The sequence below is a fragment of the Cupriavidus sp. FW216-B1 genome (assembly GCF_058789195.1).
Genome location: NZ_JBYTEL010000001.1, coordinates 536,304 through 549,695 on the forward strand (window position 1 = coordinate 536,304; position 13,392 = coordinate 549,695).

The following is a 13,392-nucleotide window of genomic DNA, read 5'->3' on the forward strand; positions in this document are numbered from 1 at the left end:
GCGGCGCTAGCCCGCCGCCGCGCGGCTGCGCCCGTCGCGCCCGTTGCGCCCGCCCGCGGCCATCTGCGCGCGGTGGCCGGCCGTGTACGGCAGCATGCGGTTGCGCCCGGACAGCTTGGCCATGTAGAGCGCGGTGTCGGCGCGCGCGGTCAGCTGCGCCAGCGTTTCGCCGGGCTGCCACGCCGCGTAGCCGCCGCTCACGGTATAGCGCACCACGCCGGCCTGCCCGCCGGCGTGGCCCACGCGGCTGGCCTCGGCCTGCGCGCGGATGCGCTCGGCGGCGTGGCCGGCCTCGTCCAGCGAGCTGCCCGGCAGCAGCACCACGAACTCCTCGCCGCCGATGCGGCCGATGCGGTCGGTGGCGCGCAGCGATGCCGCCGCCAGCCGCGCGAAGCCGGCCAGCACGGCGTCGCCGGTGGCGTGGCCGAAGGTGTCGTTGACCAGCTTGAAGTGGTCGATGTCGACGATCAGCAGCACCGGCGGGCCGTCCCCGCGCGCGGCGCGCGCCAGTTCGCGCGCGGCTTCGTCCTCGAAGGCCTTGCGCGACAGCACGCCGGTCAGGAAGTCGGTGTTGGCGATGGCTTCCAGCCGGCGCACCATCGCGTCGTGGATCATCAGCACCGCGCCCATCGTGAGCGCCGGGCAGGCGATCGCGCCCAGCACCAGGAAGATCGCGTTGAGCCCCGGCGACACCAGCGTGGCGGGATCGTCCATCACCGACAGCGCGGACAGGATGCCGCGCAGCACGTGCGCCGCCGCCAGGAAGAAGGCGAAGCCGGCGGTGGCCAGGTGGTGGCTGGCGGCATGCGCGCGCGGGCGCCCGCGCACCAGCGCCACGCCGGTGGCGGCGCAGAACCACGCATGGAAGGCCGACACGATCACCACGCGCGTGTTGAAGTCGGGGAACACGTAGCGCCACGTCACGATGCCGGCCACCACGGCCAGCGTGCAGGCCGCCAGCAGCCGCCACGGCGGCGCGCGCCCGCAAAAGCGCAGCGTGCCGGCGTAGAACAGCGCCAGCGCCCAGGCGAGGGCGCCGTTGGCCACCACGATCCCGAGCACGTCGGGGATGGTGCCGCGCAGCGTAAACAGCATCAGCGCGCCCATCGCGGTCAGGTTGCTGTACAGCCACAGCGTCACTCCCGGCTGGCCGCAGCGGCGCAGCGACCAGACGATGCCCAGCATCATGACGCTGAGCAGCGTCGTGACGGCCAGCAGGGCGATCGGGTCGGACATCGGCCGGGTTCCTCCGGGGTGGCGTGGGCGCGCCGGCCGCGGGCGCGGCGGGCAGGCGAAGCCACGGAGAATACCGCATGCCGGGCACCCCATTTCACCCACGCAGGTGGGGTGTGGGGTCGCCGGTGGCGCGTGGAGGCGGGATATTGGATGGGATGCGGCCCGGACGCGGGCGCCGGATAGGGGCGATGGCGGGTCGGCGCATGGCCCCGCCACCACCGCCGGCTAGGCGGCCTGGGCCTCGGGCCGGGCCGCCAGCCCGAGTTCCTGCGCCAGCCGCGCCGACACCGCCGCGGCCTGGTTGCGCACGTCGATGATGGTGCCGGACTCCCACAGCGCGCCGCGCAGCGGCGCGCCCAGGGCGCTCAGGCCGGGCACGGCGCGCCCGCCGCGGTCGAACACCGTGCCGCGCGCGTCGCCATCGAGGCCGGAGCCGGCCGCGGCGGGGCGCACGATGCCGCGCGCGAGCAGGTTGCGCACCAGCGGCCGCGCGTTGCCGGCGTGCCAGCCGTATTCCGCGCCGGTGCAGTTGACCAGCGCGTCGACCGCGGGCACCGCCGGCAGCGCGCGCGACAGGCGCAGCGCCAGCCGGCCGCCGGCGTTTTCCACGCCCGTGTCCTCCACCCCCGTCACCCGCGCCGCATGGACCTGCAGCCGGCCCTGCGCACGCACCGCGGCGAGCACGGCATGGGTGGGCGGCGCCGCGCGGTGCAGCAGGTTGTCCCAGAACGGGCGCGCGTGGCGCAGGAAGCGCTGGCGCTCCGGCACGCTGGCGGCGGCCCACAGCGGGCCGATGTGCTCGCGTAGCGCGGGCGGCACGCTCTGCCAGTCCAGCCCCTGCGCGCTCAGCGCGCGGCACTGGTCGCGCACGCGGCGCACCACGCCGCGCGCGGTGGGGCTGGCCAGCGCCGGCCCGGCGGCGCCGAGGAAGTCGTCGCACGGGCCCACGCCGTGGCGCAGCCACGGCAGCAGCGCGCGCCGCGAGAACGCATGGTAGGTGCCGGTGAAGCCGAGCCGCTCCAGCGTGGCCACCACGTCGAGCATGGTCAGGCTGGTGCCGGCCAGCGCGACGGCGCGCGCGCCGGCCAGCGCGGCCAGCGCCTCGGGCTGCCACGGATCGGGTACGTAGCGGCCCTCGGCTTCCAGTGCCGGGTCCTGCGCCAGCGCCGGGCGGGCCGACTGCACGCCGGTGGCCAGCACGATGTGGTCGGCCTCCCACGCGCGGCCGTCGGCGCCGCGCACGCGGTGCGGCACGCCGATGGTCAGGTCGGTGATCTCGGTGCGGATGTGTTCCAGCGTGGCGCGCCCGGCGGCGCCGGCCAGCGCGCGCGCCAGCGTGTCCTGCAGGTAGTCGCCGTAGACGCGGCGCGGCGCGAAGGTATTGCCGGCATCGGCGGCGAGGCCGTGGCGCGCCAGCCAGTGCGTGAAGTCGTCCAGCGCTTCCGGGAACAGGCTGAAGTTGAGCGCGGGGCCGTTCAGGTAGTGGGCCGGGTCGGGCGTGCTGTAGGCCAGCCCGCGGCCGACCTCGGCGCGCGGCTCGAAAAGCTGGATGGCCAGCGGCGCGCTGGTGTCGCGCAGCAGGCGGATGGCGGTCAGGGTGCCGGCCATGCCGCCGCCGACGATGGCGATGCGGCGCGGCCCGGGTTCGGTGGCGGGGCGGAATCGGGTCATGGTGGTCTCAGGCTGCGGCGGGCGTCTCGGCGGCGGCCCGCAGGGCCTGCGCGCCCGCGCCCGCCAGGATGGCGTCGTTCTGCGGGGTGTGGATGCGGCTGCACAGCACGTTGCGGTAGTGGCGCTCGAGCGGGTTGCCGCGCGACAGCGCCGGGTTGCCGGCCAGCTTGAGCGCCAGTTCCACCGCGGCGATGGCGTTGTCGGTGACGTTGAGCTTGAGCAGGTTGCTGTCGGTGACGCTGGCCGGCGTGCCCGCGTCGGCGTCGGCGCTGAAGCGGTCGAGCAGCACGCGGTTGGCCAGCAGCCAGGCGTCGATGCGGCCTACCGCTTCCTGGAAGCGCGGCAGCGTGGCCAGCGGCGCGCCCAGGCTGCCCGGCGCGCGCAGGTTGAGCCAGCCGGCGAACCAGTCGCGCGCGGCGCGCGCCACGGCGTCGTAGAGCGTGCCGAGCAGCGTCGAGGACCACGCGGCCCAGGCCGGGTCGACGCGGTCGGCCCAGGCGGCGGGCAGGCGCAGGTCCACGGCGTGGTCGGCCGGCAGCGGGGTGTTGTCGAAGATCACCTCGTGGCTGCTGGTGGCGCGCATGCCGAGATGGTCCCAGGTGGGCAGCACGGTGATGCCGGGCGCGTCGCGCGGCACCAGGAACACGCCGGTGCGCGGGCTGGGCTCGTCGGTGCGGCCCCACACCGCCAGCCAGCCCAGCGCGGGGATGCCGGTGGCGTAGATCTTGTGGCCGGACAGCGCCCAGCCGTCGCCGTGGCGGCGCGCCACCGTGCCCGGCAGGCCGCCGCGCGCGGGCGAGCCCAGCTCCGGCTCCACGCGCAGCGAGTTGATCAGCGCGCCTTGCGCCACGGCGCTGTGCTGCACGGCCTCGCGCACGGCCTGCGGCCATTGCGTGTCGTTGGCCAGGCTGCGGTGGGTGAGCGTCTGCATGACCAGCACCAGCGCGGTGGACGGATCGCCGATGGCCACGTGGTGGATCACGCGGCGCGCCTCGGCCAGCCCGGCGCCGGCGCCGCCCAGCGCGCGCGGCACGGTGAGCGCGAGCAGGCCGAGCGCGTGCAGCTCGGCGATGTTCTCGTGGGCGAAGCTGGCGTCGCGGTCGTGCGCGGCGGCGCGCGCGGCGAAGCGGGCGGACAGCGCGCGCAGGGTGTCGTCGGTGGGCAGGGGGCGCAGGGTGTCGTCGGTGGGCAGGGGGCGCGGCGTGGCGGCGGCATCCGCTTCGGGGCCGGCGGCGGCGAAGCCGCTGGCGCGATGCCACTCGGAGATCCGCTGGCGGCTGCTGGCGCCGCTCGATGACAAACTCATTGTTGCTCCTGGATGGTGTGGTGCTGCATGTGTGTCGTGTGTGCGCCGGCGCGGTTCAGTGGCAGATCAGCCCGCTTTCGACCAGCATCATGTTGAAGGCCGCGTCGCCGGCGGCGGCGTCGCGCCAGCGCGCCAGCAGGCCGTCGCGCCGCCGGCCGGCCAGCCATTGTTCGAGCCAGCGCGCGGACTGCGCGTCGGCGCGGGGCAGCGCGAGCAGCGCCCCGGCGCCGTCCACCAGCAGCGGCGCGGCGACGAAGAAGCGCCATTCGGGCAGGCGCATGACGCGCGCGGCCAGCGCGGCGTCTTCCGCCACCGCCGCGCAATCGCCGCGGCGGAAGGCCAGCAGCGTCTGCAATGGCGACGGATAGCGCCGCAGCGTGGCGCCGGCGCGGGCCAGCGCGGCCTGGTAGGGGCTGTCCTGGCTGACGCAGGCGGTCTTGCCGGCCAGCGCGCCGAGCCGGTCCACCGGCGTGAAGCGCAGCGTCAGCAGCGTGCCGGGCGCGATGGCGGGCGCGCGGACCTGGGCCGCGCGCGGTTGCGTGTGCGGATGCGTGCGTGGTTGCGTAAAACCGCCGTTGCCGAAGGCGAGGTCGAGGCCAGCCGGCGGCGCGCCGTTGCCGTCGGCTGGCAGGTGGCGCAGCCTGACCGGCACGCCCAGCGCGCGGCCGAGTCCGGCGGCGAGCGCGGCCTCGGCGGGATCGGGTTCGGGCACCAGCGGCCGGCCCGGCGGCGTGGCGCGCGGATAAGCGTGCACGCCGACCACCAGCTCGCCGCGGGCCTGCGCCTGTTGCAGCAGCGGGCCGGGCGCCGGCTGGCCGCGCCACGGCAGGCCGGCCAGCAGCCACCACAGCGGCACGAGGAAGAGGAGGGCGAAGCCGGCAAGCCGGAGCGCGGCGCTTGCCGGACGTGCCGCCGCGGCGCGCCCCGGCAGCACGTCCGCGCCCAGCCACCAGGCGCCGTGCAGGTGCCAGAGCTCATCCGGCATGGCGGCTCCGCGCGCTTGCCGGCAGCAGTCGCGTGGGCGCGCCTACCATCCTTCGCCCAGCCCGAGCAGGCCGAGGATCTCGCGGCGCAGGCGGATCAGTTCGGGGTCGTCGCGGTGGCGCGGGTAGGCGCGGTCGATCTTGAGTTCGGCGGTGATGCGCGCGGGGCGCTCGCTGAACACGATCACGCGCGTGGCCAGCAGCAGCGCTTCTTCCACGTCGTGCGTGACCAGCAGCGCGGTGAAGCCCGAACGCTGCCACAGCGAGACCAGCTCGCCCTGCATGCTCAGGCGCGTGAGCGAATCGAGCTTGCCGAGCGGCTCGTCCAGGATCAGCAGGCGCGGCTCGTTGACCAGCGCGCGCGCCAGCGCGGCGCGCTGCGCCATGCCGCCGGAGAGCTGGCGCGGATAGGCGCGCGCGAAATCGCTCAGGCCCACGCGCGCGAGCGCGTCGTCCACGCGCTGGCGCTGGGTGGAGAGCAGGCCGCGCGCTTCCAGCCCGAGCGCGGCGTTGTCCCACACGGTGCGCCACGGGTACAGCGTGGGGTCCTGGAACACCACCACGCGGCTCGGGTCGGGGCCGGTGATCGGCACGCCGTCCACGGCCAGCGTGCCGCGCCGCGGCGGCTCCAGCCCGGCCACCAGCCGCAGCAGCGTGGACTTGCCGCAGCCGCTGGGGCCGAGCAGGGCCACGAACTCGCCCGGCTCGGCGGTCAGGCTGACGCGGTTGAGCACCGGCAGGACCTGGTCGCGCAGGCTGAAATGATGGCTGACCTGATCGATGGTCAGGCGCACGCCATTGCTGGCGGCGGCCGGTTCGGTGACGATGGCGGGAGCGGCGGCGCTTACCATTTGACGACTCCTTTCTGCCACGCCAGCAGGCGGTCGCGCGAGCGGAACAGCAGCGTGATGAGGCCCGAGAACAGGATCGCCATGACCAGCAGCGCACCGTACATGCTGGCGTAGGCGGCCCAGCCCTGCGCCCATTGCAGATACCAGCCCAGGCCCGACTTGACGCCCAGCATCTCGGCCACCACCAGCACCGAGAACGAGGCGCCCAGGCCCATGAACAGGCCCACGAACACGCTCGGCAGCGCGGCCGGCACGGCCACCTTGAGCACCAGGAAGCGCTCGCGGGCGCCGAGCGTGCGCGCCACGTCGTAGTAGGCCGGGTCCACCGCGGCCACGCCGGACCACGTCAGCACCGTGACCGGGAACCACGTGGCCAGCGCCACCAGGAAGGTGGCCGCGCTGGCGCTGCTGGGAAAGGCGAAGAACACGATCGGCAGCCAGGCCGTGGCCGGCAGCGGCCCGAGCAGGCGCAGCACCGGGTGGACCCAGTAGCCGGCGCGGCTGGACCAGCCGATCGCCACGCCGGTGAGAAAGCCCGCCAGCGCGCCGAGCAGGTAGCCGGTGGCCAGCAGGCGCAGCGAGTGCGCCACGGCGTCGGCCAGCTTGGCGTAGTCGTCCAGGAACACTTCGAGCAGCGCCTGCGGCGGCGCGAAGAAAGGCCTTGGCAGCAGGCCGAGCTTGGCGGTCACCACCTCCCACACGAAGGTCAGCAGCGCCAGCACCACCAGCCACGGCCCGGCGCGGCGCAGCGCGGCGCCGGCGCGGCCCAGGCGGTGCTGCACGAAGGCCAGCACCAGCAGCAGCCCGGCGAACGCGGCGAACAGTTGCGCGGTCTCCTGCGTGAGCGGCCAGTCCTCGGCCTCGGGCCAGAACCTGACGGTGGCGGCCACCGCCAGCCAGCCGGCCGCGGCCAGCGCGCCGCCCAGCCACACGCGTGGCACCGCCGGCGCGGGCAGGGCGAGGAAGTCGTCGTGGGCGTCGAACGCCTCCGGCGTGCCTTGCTGCCCGTCAGCTGAGTACGTTGGCATAGATGCGGTCCGCGAACTTGGTGGAATCGGTGCCGGGGCGGATCACCGACACCAGCTTGAGCTCGTCCGTGTATTGCGCCAGTTCCTTTTTAAGGTCGCCGCCGGTGGGGTGGTGGCCGTGGGTGTGGCTCTTGAGCATGGCCACCACGTCGGCCTGCGGCACCTTGGCGAACTCGGCGAAGTGGCGCGCGGTTTCCTCGGGGTGCGCCACGGTCCATTCCTGCGCCTGCAGCACCGAATGCGTGAGCGCGGCCGCGGTGGCCTTGTCCTCGCGGATCAGGCTGCCGCGGATGCCCAGCACGCAGCAGGCGCGGTTGGCGTATTCGTCGGACAGGTTGGTGGCCACCTCGATCAGGCTGCGCTCCTTGCGCAGCAGGTAGGTGCGCGGGTCGCCGTCGGCGGCGGCCTGGGCCTCGCCTTTCTCCAGCGCGATACCGAGCAGGTCGGCCGGGTACTGGCGCCATTCCACGTCGCGCACCGGGTCGATGCCGCGCTTGGCCAGCAGGATGGAGAAGAAGTTCTTGGCCGGGCTGGCCATGTCGCTGACCGCCACGGTCTTGCCCTTGAGGCTCTTGAGGTCGGTCACGCCGGAGTTGCGCGTGGTCAGCAGGCGCATGCAGCCGCCGTGCGTGGCGGCCGTGAGCTTGACGTCGAAGCCCTGCTCGAGCGGCTTGAGCCAGCGCAGCGCCATGCCCACGCCGGCATCGGCCTTGCGCGTGGCGATGGCTTCGAGCAACTGGTCGGTGGAGCCGCCGAAGTTGATCAGCTCCACGTCGAGGCCGTGGTTGCGGAAGATGTCTTCCTTGATCGCCGCGGCCACCGGCGCGAAGCACACCGAGCTGGCGTTCCAGGCCAGCTTGATCGGCTTGAGCGGCCCGGCAGCGCGGGCGCGCGGCGCCCAGACGAAGGGCGCCACGCCGCCGGCCACGGCCAGCGTGCCGGCGGCTTTCAGCCAGCCGCGGCGGCTCAGGGTGCCGCCGCCCGGTGATGTCGCGGCGGGACGGTTGATGGCGGACGGCTGCTCGGGCTGGTGATGCATGGCGCTCCTCGGTTGGGCTGCCCGCTGGCGTGGTCGCGCGGGCGGCGGAATGGGGACGGATGGCGGAAGTCGGGTGGCCAGATCGGTGGTCAAACCGGTGGCCGGACCGCGACGGCATGCACCATGCTAAGAAATGGTTCAGCGCAACAGAACGAATTTGTTGGCGCAAGCTTGCACGCGCAGCGCTTTAGGCGGTGGGCGCATAACCTTCGAAGGCGGGTGCGCGCCGGGTTAAGATCGGCGCTTTGATTGCGGACGAGGCCGATGCAAGCGCAGCCGAACACCGCCCCGCGGCGGGTGGACATCGTGGTGTACCCGGGATTCAAGGCGATGGAGGCGGTCGGCCCGATGACCGTGTTCGACTACGCCAACGTGCGGCTGGCCCAGCGCGGCCAGCCGCCGGCCTACGCCACGCGCGTGGTGGCGCTGGAGACCGGCCCGGTGCGCTCGGACACGCTGATGACGCTGGAGGCCACCGCCCGGCTCGACACCGTGCTGCTGCCGGACATCGCGCTGATCGTGGGCGCGCGCGACATCGAGCGCGCGATGGGCGAGGCGCACGGCATCGTGCCGTGGGCGCGCGCGGTGGCGCCGCGCATCGGCCGGCTGATCGCGCTGTGCTCGGGCACTTTCTTCCTGGCCGCGGCGGGCCTGCTCGACGGGCGCCGCGCCACCACGCACTGGAGCGTGGCGGCGCTGCTGCGCCAGCGCTTCCCGGCGGTGGAGGTCGACGCCGACGCCATCTTCATCCGCCAGGGCAACCTGTGGACCTCGGCCGGCGTGACGGCGGGCATCGACCTGGCGCTGGCGGTGGTGGAGGAAGACCTGGGCCGCGAGCTGGCGCTGGACCTGGCGCGCGAGCTGGTGGTCTATCTCAAGCGCCCGGGCGGGCAGTCGCAATACAGCCTGCACCTGGCCAGCCAGGCCACCAGCCACGCCGGCATCCGCGGGCTGCAGGACTGGATCCTGTCCGACCTCGCGCGCGATTTCACGCTGGCCGAGATGGCGGCGCGCGTGGCCATGAGCGAGCGCAATTTCCGGCGCGTATTCGCGAAGGAGACGGGCGCGAGCCCGATGGCGTTCATCGAGTCGGCCCGCATCGAAGGCGCGCGCCGCCTGCTGGAGCAGGGCGACCTGCCGCTCAAGGCGATCGCCGCGCGCACCGGCTTCGGCTCGGACGAGGGGCTGCGGCGCGCGTTCCTGCGGCAGATGGGCATCACGCCGCGCGACTACCGCGAGCGCTTCGGGCCGGGCGGGCGCTAGGCCGGCCGGCGGCTAGTGCGGGCGCGTGGCGGCGCGCTGCGGGAACAGCAGTAGGCAGGCGGCCATGAAGGCCAGCAGCGCGGCCGAGGCGGAGAAGCGGCTCAGCGCGAGGCCGCCCGCGTGCAGCGGCTTGTCGAGAAAATCGCCCACCACGGCGCCGAGCGGGCGGGTCAGGATGAAGGCGGCCCAGAACAGCGCGGTGCGCGAGACCGAGGTCCGGTAGTACGCCGCCGCCAGCGCCGCCAGCAGCGCGCCGAACACCGCCATGCCGCCCAGGTAGCCCAGCCCGGCGCTGTCCGCGGTCCAGTCGCCCAGCGCCGTGCCCAGCGTCTGCGAGAACATGATGGTCACCCAGTAGTACATCTCGGCATGCGGCGATTGCACGGCGTGCACGGAGACCGAGCCCAGCCGCCAGTGCCACAGCGCCAGCGAGGTGGCCAGCAGCAGCGCCAGCATGGTGGTGCCGCCGGCGTAGCCGACGCCGAGCGAGCGGTCGGCGAAATCCGCCAGCGTGGTGCCGACCGTGGTGGTGGCGATGATGGTGGTCCAGTACAGCAGTGGATGGAAGCGCCGCGCCGAGACCTGCGCCGAGACGGCCAGCAGGAACAGCCCGGCGAAGATCGCCGTGCTCAGCAGGTAGCCCAGGCCGAGCGACATCGACAGCGCGTCGCCGCCGGTCTCGCCCAGCGTGGTGGCGGCGATCTTGGTGATCCAGAAGGCCAGCGTGACGGCCGGCACCTTGCTGGCCGCCGCGTCCGGCTGCGTCGGGGATGCGTTCACGGTGTGCTCCTGCGTGCCATCGGCGCGGGCCTCAGTTGGCCGAGTCGACCAGGGTGCGGGCCTCGACGACCTTGCCGCGGTAGGCCTCGAAGATGGCGCGCAGCGCGTCTTCCATGCTGACGGCGGGCTTCCAGCCGAGCTCTTCGATGGTGTTGTCGATCTTGGGCACGCGGTTCTGCACGTCCTGGTAGCCCTTGCCGTAGAAGTCGCCGGAGGACGTCTCGACGATCTGGGTCTGGCGGGCGAGTTCGGCGTATTCCGGGTAGTCGGCGGCCATCTTGAGCATCATCTCGGCGAGTTCGCGCACCGAGTGGATGTTGGCGGGGTTGCCGATGTTGTAGATCTTGCCGGTGGCGATGCCTTGCGGGTTCTCGATGATGCGCATGAGGGCGCTGATGCCGTCGGTGATGTCGGCGAAGGCGCGCTTCTGGGCACCGCCGTCGACCAGCTTGATCGGCTCGCCGCGCACGATGTGGCCGAGGAACTGGGTGACGACGCGGGAGGAGCCTTCCTTCGACTCGAAGATGGAGTCGAGGCCGGCGCCGATCCAGTTGAACGGGCGGAACAGGGTGTAGTTGAGGCCCTGCTCCATGCCGTAGGCGTGGATGACGCGGTCCATCAGCTGCTTGGAGCAGGCGTAGATCCAGCGGGGCTTGTTGATGGGGCCGCAGATCAGTTCGGAGGTCTCGGGGTCGAACTCGTCGTCGTGGCACATGCCGTAGACCTCGGAGGTCGAGGGGAAGACGAGGTGCTTGCCGTACTTGACGGCGGCGCGGACGATGGGGAGGTTGGCCTCGAAGTCGAGCTCGAACACGCGCAGGGGCTGGCGCACGTAGGTGGCCGGGGTGGCGATGGCGACGAGGGGGAGGACGACATCGCACTTGCGGATGTTGTACTCGATCCACTCCTTGTTGATGGTGATGTCACCCTCGAAGAAGTGCATGCGGGGGTGGTCGATCAGGTCGCCGAGGCGGTCGCTGGCCATGTCCATGCCGTAGACCTCCCACGGCGTGGTTTCGAGAATGCGGCGCGTCAGGTGGTGGCCGATGAAGCCGTTGACGCCAAGAATCAGGACTCGCTTCATGTGATGATTCGGATGCTGGGCGGCGCGAGCCGCGCGGTGGGCGGGCAAAGGCGGCCAGTGTAGGGGCCGCTGCCTTAAGGAAGTCTTAAGCAGGAAGTCTTAAGCGGGAAGTCCCGGGCCGGATGCCGGGCCGGAAGCCTGGGCCGCCGGCCCCGCGAACAGCACCGACACGGTCAGCCCGCGGCCGCCGGGGCCGTCCTCCAGCACCACCGTGGCGCCGTGGCGCACGGCGATGTTGCGCACGATGGCCAGGCCCAGCCCGCTGCCGTGCGCGTCGCCGGACTCGCCGCGGTGAAAGCGCCGGAACACGTTCTCGCGCTCGGCCGGGGGGATGCCCGGGCCGGTGTCGCTCACGCCCAGCGTGGGCACGCCGTCGCGCCGCTCGATGCGCAGGTCCACGCGCCCGCCCGGGCCGGTGTAGCGCACCGCGTTGTCGGCCAGGTTGCGCAGCAGGATGAACAGGTCGGCCGCCACCGCGCGCACGCGGCAGTCCGCCTCGCGCGCGTCCAGGCCCAGGTCCACGCCCTTGGCCTCGGCCATCGGCAGCAGTTCGCGCACCACCTGCACCGCCACCTCGCGCAGCGATACGTCGGCAAGGGCGGCGGTGGCGGCCGGGGTGCCGTCCTCGCTGCGCGCCAGCGTCAGCAACTGGGCCACCAGGTGGGTGGTGCGGTCGAGGCGCTCGCCGAGCTTGACCAGCGCCTGGCGCTGCTTGTCCTCGCTGTCGGCGCGCAGCGCCAGCTGCAGTTGCAGCTTGAGCGCGGCCAGCGGCGTGCGCAGTTCGTGGGCGGCGTCGGCGACGAAGGCGCGCTGCGTGTCCATCGCCTGGCGCAGGCGCGCCAGCAGGTCGTTGAGCGCCGCCACCACCGGCACCAGCTCGGGCGGCCAGCCGTGCGCGGGCAGCGGCACCAGGGCCTCGGCCGAGCGCTGGCTCATGGCGCGCGCGATGTCGTCGACCGGGCGCAGCGAGCGCCTGACCACCAGGTGGATCAGCAGCCCCAGCACCGGCACCAGCGCCAGCACGGGCAGCAGCGCGCCCAGCGCCAGCGAAGCCGCCAGCTTGCTGCGGAACGCCGCCGACTGCGCCGCCTGCACGTAGCGCCCGTCTTCCAGCAGCCCGTACACGCGCCATTCGTGCCCGGCCACGCGCATGTCGTGAAAGCCGGCCAGCCTGGCGCGCGGCAGCGTGAGCGGATGGGAGGCGAAGGTCAGCCGGCCGTTGTCGTCCCAGGACTGCACCACGATCTCCTCGTCGAGCTCGTGGCTGCCCAGCGGCGGCGTGGCCTGCGGCGCGATCTCGCGCGGCAGCATGCGCGCGGCCTGCTGCAGCTGGCCGTCGAAGACCTCGCTGGCTTCGTGGCGCACCTTGAAGTAAGCCGCGGCGCCGGCGACCAGCGCGCACGCCAGCATGGTGACGAGCAGGCCGGCGAGCAGCTTGGCGCGGATGGTCCTCATGCGGCGTTCCCGGCTACATTCCCGAGCTTGTAGCCGATGCCGCGCACATTGCGGATGAACTCGGCGCCGAGCTTCTTGCGCAGCGCGTGGATGTGCACTTCCACGGTGTTGCTGCTGATTTCCTCGTTCATGTTGTAGACCGCCTCGCGCAGGCGCTCGTGCGTGACCACGTGGCCGGGCTGCTCCATGAGCGCCTGCAGCACCATGAACTCGCGCATCGACAGCGCCACGATGTCGCCGCCGCAGCGCACTTCGCGCGTGGCGGGATCGAGCCGCACGCGGCCATGCGCCAGTTCCGTGCCGACCCGGCCCGCGCTGCGCCGGATCAGCGCGCGGATGCGGGCGAACAGTTCGTCGAGGTCGAACGGCTTGACGAGATAGTCGTCGGCGCCGGCGTCGAGGCCGCGCACGCGGTCGGCGGTGGCGTCGCGCGCGGTCAGGATCAGCACCGGCATCGCCATGCCGCGCCCGCGCAGCAGGCGCAGCACGTCCTCGCCCGAGCGGCCGGGCAGGCCCAGGTCGAGCAGCACGGCGTCATAGGTGTCGGGCACGTTGGCCGTGAGCGCGGCCGCGGCGAGGCGGCCGTCGTTGACCCAGTCGACGGCGTAGCCTTCGCCGCGCAGGCCTTCTTCCACGCTTTCCCCGATCATCGGGTCGTCTTCCACCAGCAGCAGGCGCATGGTCCGGGTTCCTCGG

The 13,392-nt window shown here is 73.3% G+C and carries 12 protein-coding genes; 1 reads left to right on the forward strand and 11 read right to left on the reverse strand.

Annotated elements, in window-relative coordinates; all coding sequences use genetic code 11:
• Positions 1–6: 6 nt before the first annotated feature.
• The 7 genes from AC3WXD_RS02250 to AC3WXD_RS02280 form a co-directional block, all read right to left on the reverse strand.
• Positions 7–1,236: a GGDEF domain-containing protein gene (locus tag AC3WXD_RS02250; protein ID WP_020204944.1), complete on the reverse strand. Its 1,230-nt coding sequence runs from the start codon at positions 1,234–1,236 to the stop codon at positions 7–9.
• Positions 1,237–1,461: 225 nt separating this feature from the next.
• Positions 1,462–2,907, reverse strand: a complete 1,446-nt coding sequence (locus AC3WXD_RS02255; RefSeq protein WP_492322938.1) for an FAD/NAD(P)-binding protein — start codon at positions 2,905–2,907, stop codon at positions 1,462–1,464.
• Between the two features lie 7 nt (positions 2,908–2,914).
• Positions 2,915–4,213, reverse strand: coding sequence for an acyl-CoA dehydrogenase family protein (locus AC3WXD_RS02260; RefSeq protein ID WP_492322939.1), 1,299 nt, complete (start codon positions 4,211–4,213; stop codon positions 2,915–2,917).
• A 55-nt stretch (positions 4,214–4,268) separates the two neighbouring features.
• Positions 4,269–5,198 (reverse strand): ABC transporter substrate-binding protein, encoded by a 930-nt coding sequence (locus tag AC3WXD_RS02265; RefSeq protein WP_492322940.1) that lies wholly within the window; start codon positions 5,196–5,198, stop codon positions 4,269–4,271.
• Positions 5,199–5,240: 42 nt separating this feature from the next.
• Entirely contained in the window at positions 5,241–6,047 is an 807-nt protein-coding gene (locus tag AC3WXD_RS02270; RefSeq protein ID WP_020204940.1) for an ABC transporter ATP-binding protein, read from the reverse strand.
• Positions 6,041–7,075 (reverse strand): ABC transporter permease, encoded by a 1,035-nt coding sequence (locus tag AC3WXD_RS02275; protein ID WP_063922991.1) that lies wholly within the window; start codon positions 7,073–7,075, stop codon positions 6,041–6,043. Before AC3WXD_RS02275 ends, AC3WXD_RS02270 begins: the two co-directional genes overlap by 7 nt.
• Positions 7,056–8,114 (reverse strand): ABC transporter substrate-binding protein, encoded by a 1,059-nt coding sequence (locus tag AC3WXD_RS02280; protein WP_492322941.1) that lies wholly within the window; start codon positions 8,112–8,114, stop codon positions 7,056–7,058. Before AC3WXD_RS02280 ends, AC3WXD_RS02275 begins: the two co-directional genes overlap by 20 nt.
• A 264-nt stretch (positions 8,115–8,378) precedes the next feature.
• Between AC3WXD_RS02280 and AC3WXD_RS02285 the strand changes: the two genes are divergently transcribed.
• A complete protein-coding gene (locus AC3WXD_RS02285) occupies positions 8,379–9,377 on the forward strand; it encodes a GlxA family transcriptional regulator (protein ID WP_020204937.1) in 999 nt (332 codons plus the stop codon).
• A gap of 12 nt (positions 9,378–9,389) precedes the next feature.
• Here AC3WXD_RS02285 and AC3WXD_RS02290 read toward each other — a convergent pair whose 3' ends face one another.
• From AC3WXD_RS02290 to AC3WXD_RS02305, 4 genes are all read right to left on the reverse strand, one after another.
• Complete coding sequence (locus tag AC3WXD_RS02290; RefSeq protein WP_029044015.1) at positions 9,390–10,157, reverse strand: COG4705 family protein; 768 nt, start codon at positions 10,155–10,157, stop codon at positions 9,390–9,392.
• Positions 10,158–10,188: 31 nt separating this feature from the next.
• A complete protein-coding gene (locus AC3WXD_RS02295; protein ID WP_492322942.1) occupies positions 10,189–11,241 on the reverse strand; it encodes a bifunctional UDP-4-keto-pentose/UDP-xylose synthase in 1,053 nt (350 codons plus the stop codon).
• 99 nt (positions 11,242–11,340) lie between these two features.
• On the reverse strand, positions 11,341–12,696 hold the full coding sequence (locus AC3WXD_RS02300; protein ID WP_059411802.1) for an ATP-binding protein: 1,356 nt from the start codon (positions 12,694–12,696) through the stop codon (positions 11,341–11,343).
• Positions 12,693–13,376 (reverse strand): response regulator, encoded by a 684-nt coding sequence (locus tag AC3WXD_RS02305; RefSeq protein WP_020204833.1) that lies wholly within the window; start codon positions 13,374–13,376, stop codon positions 12,693–12,695. Before AC3WXD_RS02305 ends, AC3WXD_RS02300 begins: the two co-directional genes overlap by 4 nt.
• Positions 13,377–13,392 lie beyond the last annotated feature (16 nt).

Bases quoted from the DNA above. Each gene is read 5' to 3' on its own strand.
- AC3WXD_RS02275 (WP_063922991.1), bottom strand. From the start codon at position 7,075: ATGCCAACGTACTCAGCTGACGGGCAGCAAGGCACGCCGGAGGCGTTC.
- AC3WXD_RS02270 (WP_020204940.1), bottom strand. From the start codon at position 6,047: ATGGTAAGCGCCGCCGCTCCCGCCATCGTCACCGAACCGGCCGCCGCC.
- AC3WXD_RS02285 (WP_020204937.1), top strand. From the start codon at position 8,379: ATGCAAGCGCAGCCGAACACCGCCCCGCGGCGGGTGGACATCGTGGTG.
- AC3WXD_RS02255 (WP_492322938.1), bottom strand. From the start codon at position 2,907: ATGACCCGATTCCGCCCCGCCACCGAACCCGGGCCGCGCCGCATCGCC.
- AC3WXD_RS02250 (WP_020204944.1), bottom strand. From the start codon at position 1,236: ATGTCCGACCCGATCGCCCTGCTGGCCGTCACGACGCTGCTCAGCGTC.
- AC3WXD_RS02295 (WP_492322942.1), bottom strand. From the start codon at position 11,241: ATGAAGCGAGTCCTGATTCTTGGCGTCAACGGCTTCATCGGCCACCAC.
- AC3WXD_RS02300 (WP_059411802.1), bottom strand. From the start codon at position 12,696: ATGAGGACCATCCGCGCCAAGCTGCTCGCCGGCCTGCTCGTCACCATG.
- AC3WXD_RS02305 (WP_020204833.1), bottom strand. From the start codon at position 13,376: ATGCGCCTGCTGCTGGTGGAAGACGACCCGATGATCGGGGAAAGCGTG.
- AC3WXD_RS02280 (WP_492322941.1), bottom strand. From the start codon at position 8,114: ATGCATCACCAGCCCGAGCAGCCGTCCGCCATCAACCGTCCCGCCGCG.
- AC3WXD_RS02265 (WP_492322940.1), bottom strand. From the start codon at position 5,198: ATGCCGGATGAGCTCTGGCACCTGCACGGCGCCTGGTGGCTGGGCGCG.
- AC3WXD_RS02260 (WP_492322939.1), bottom strand. From the start codon at position 4,213: ATGAGTTTGTCATCGAGCGGCGCCAGCAGCCGCCAGCGGATCTCCGAG.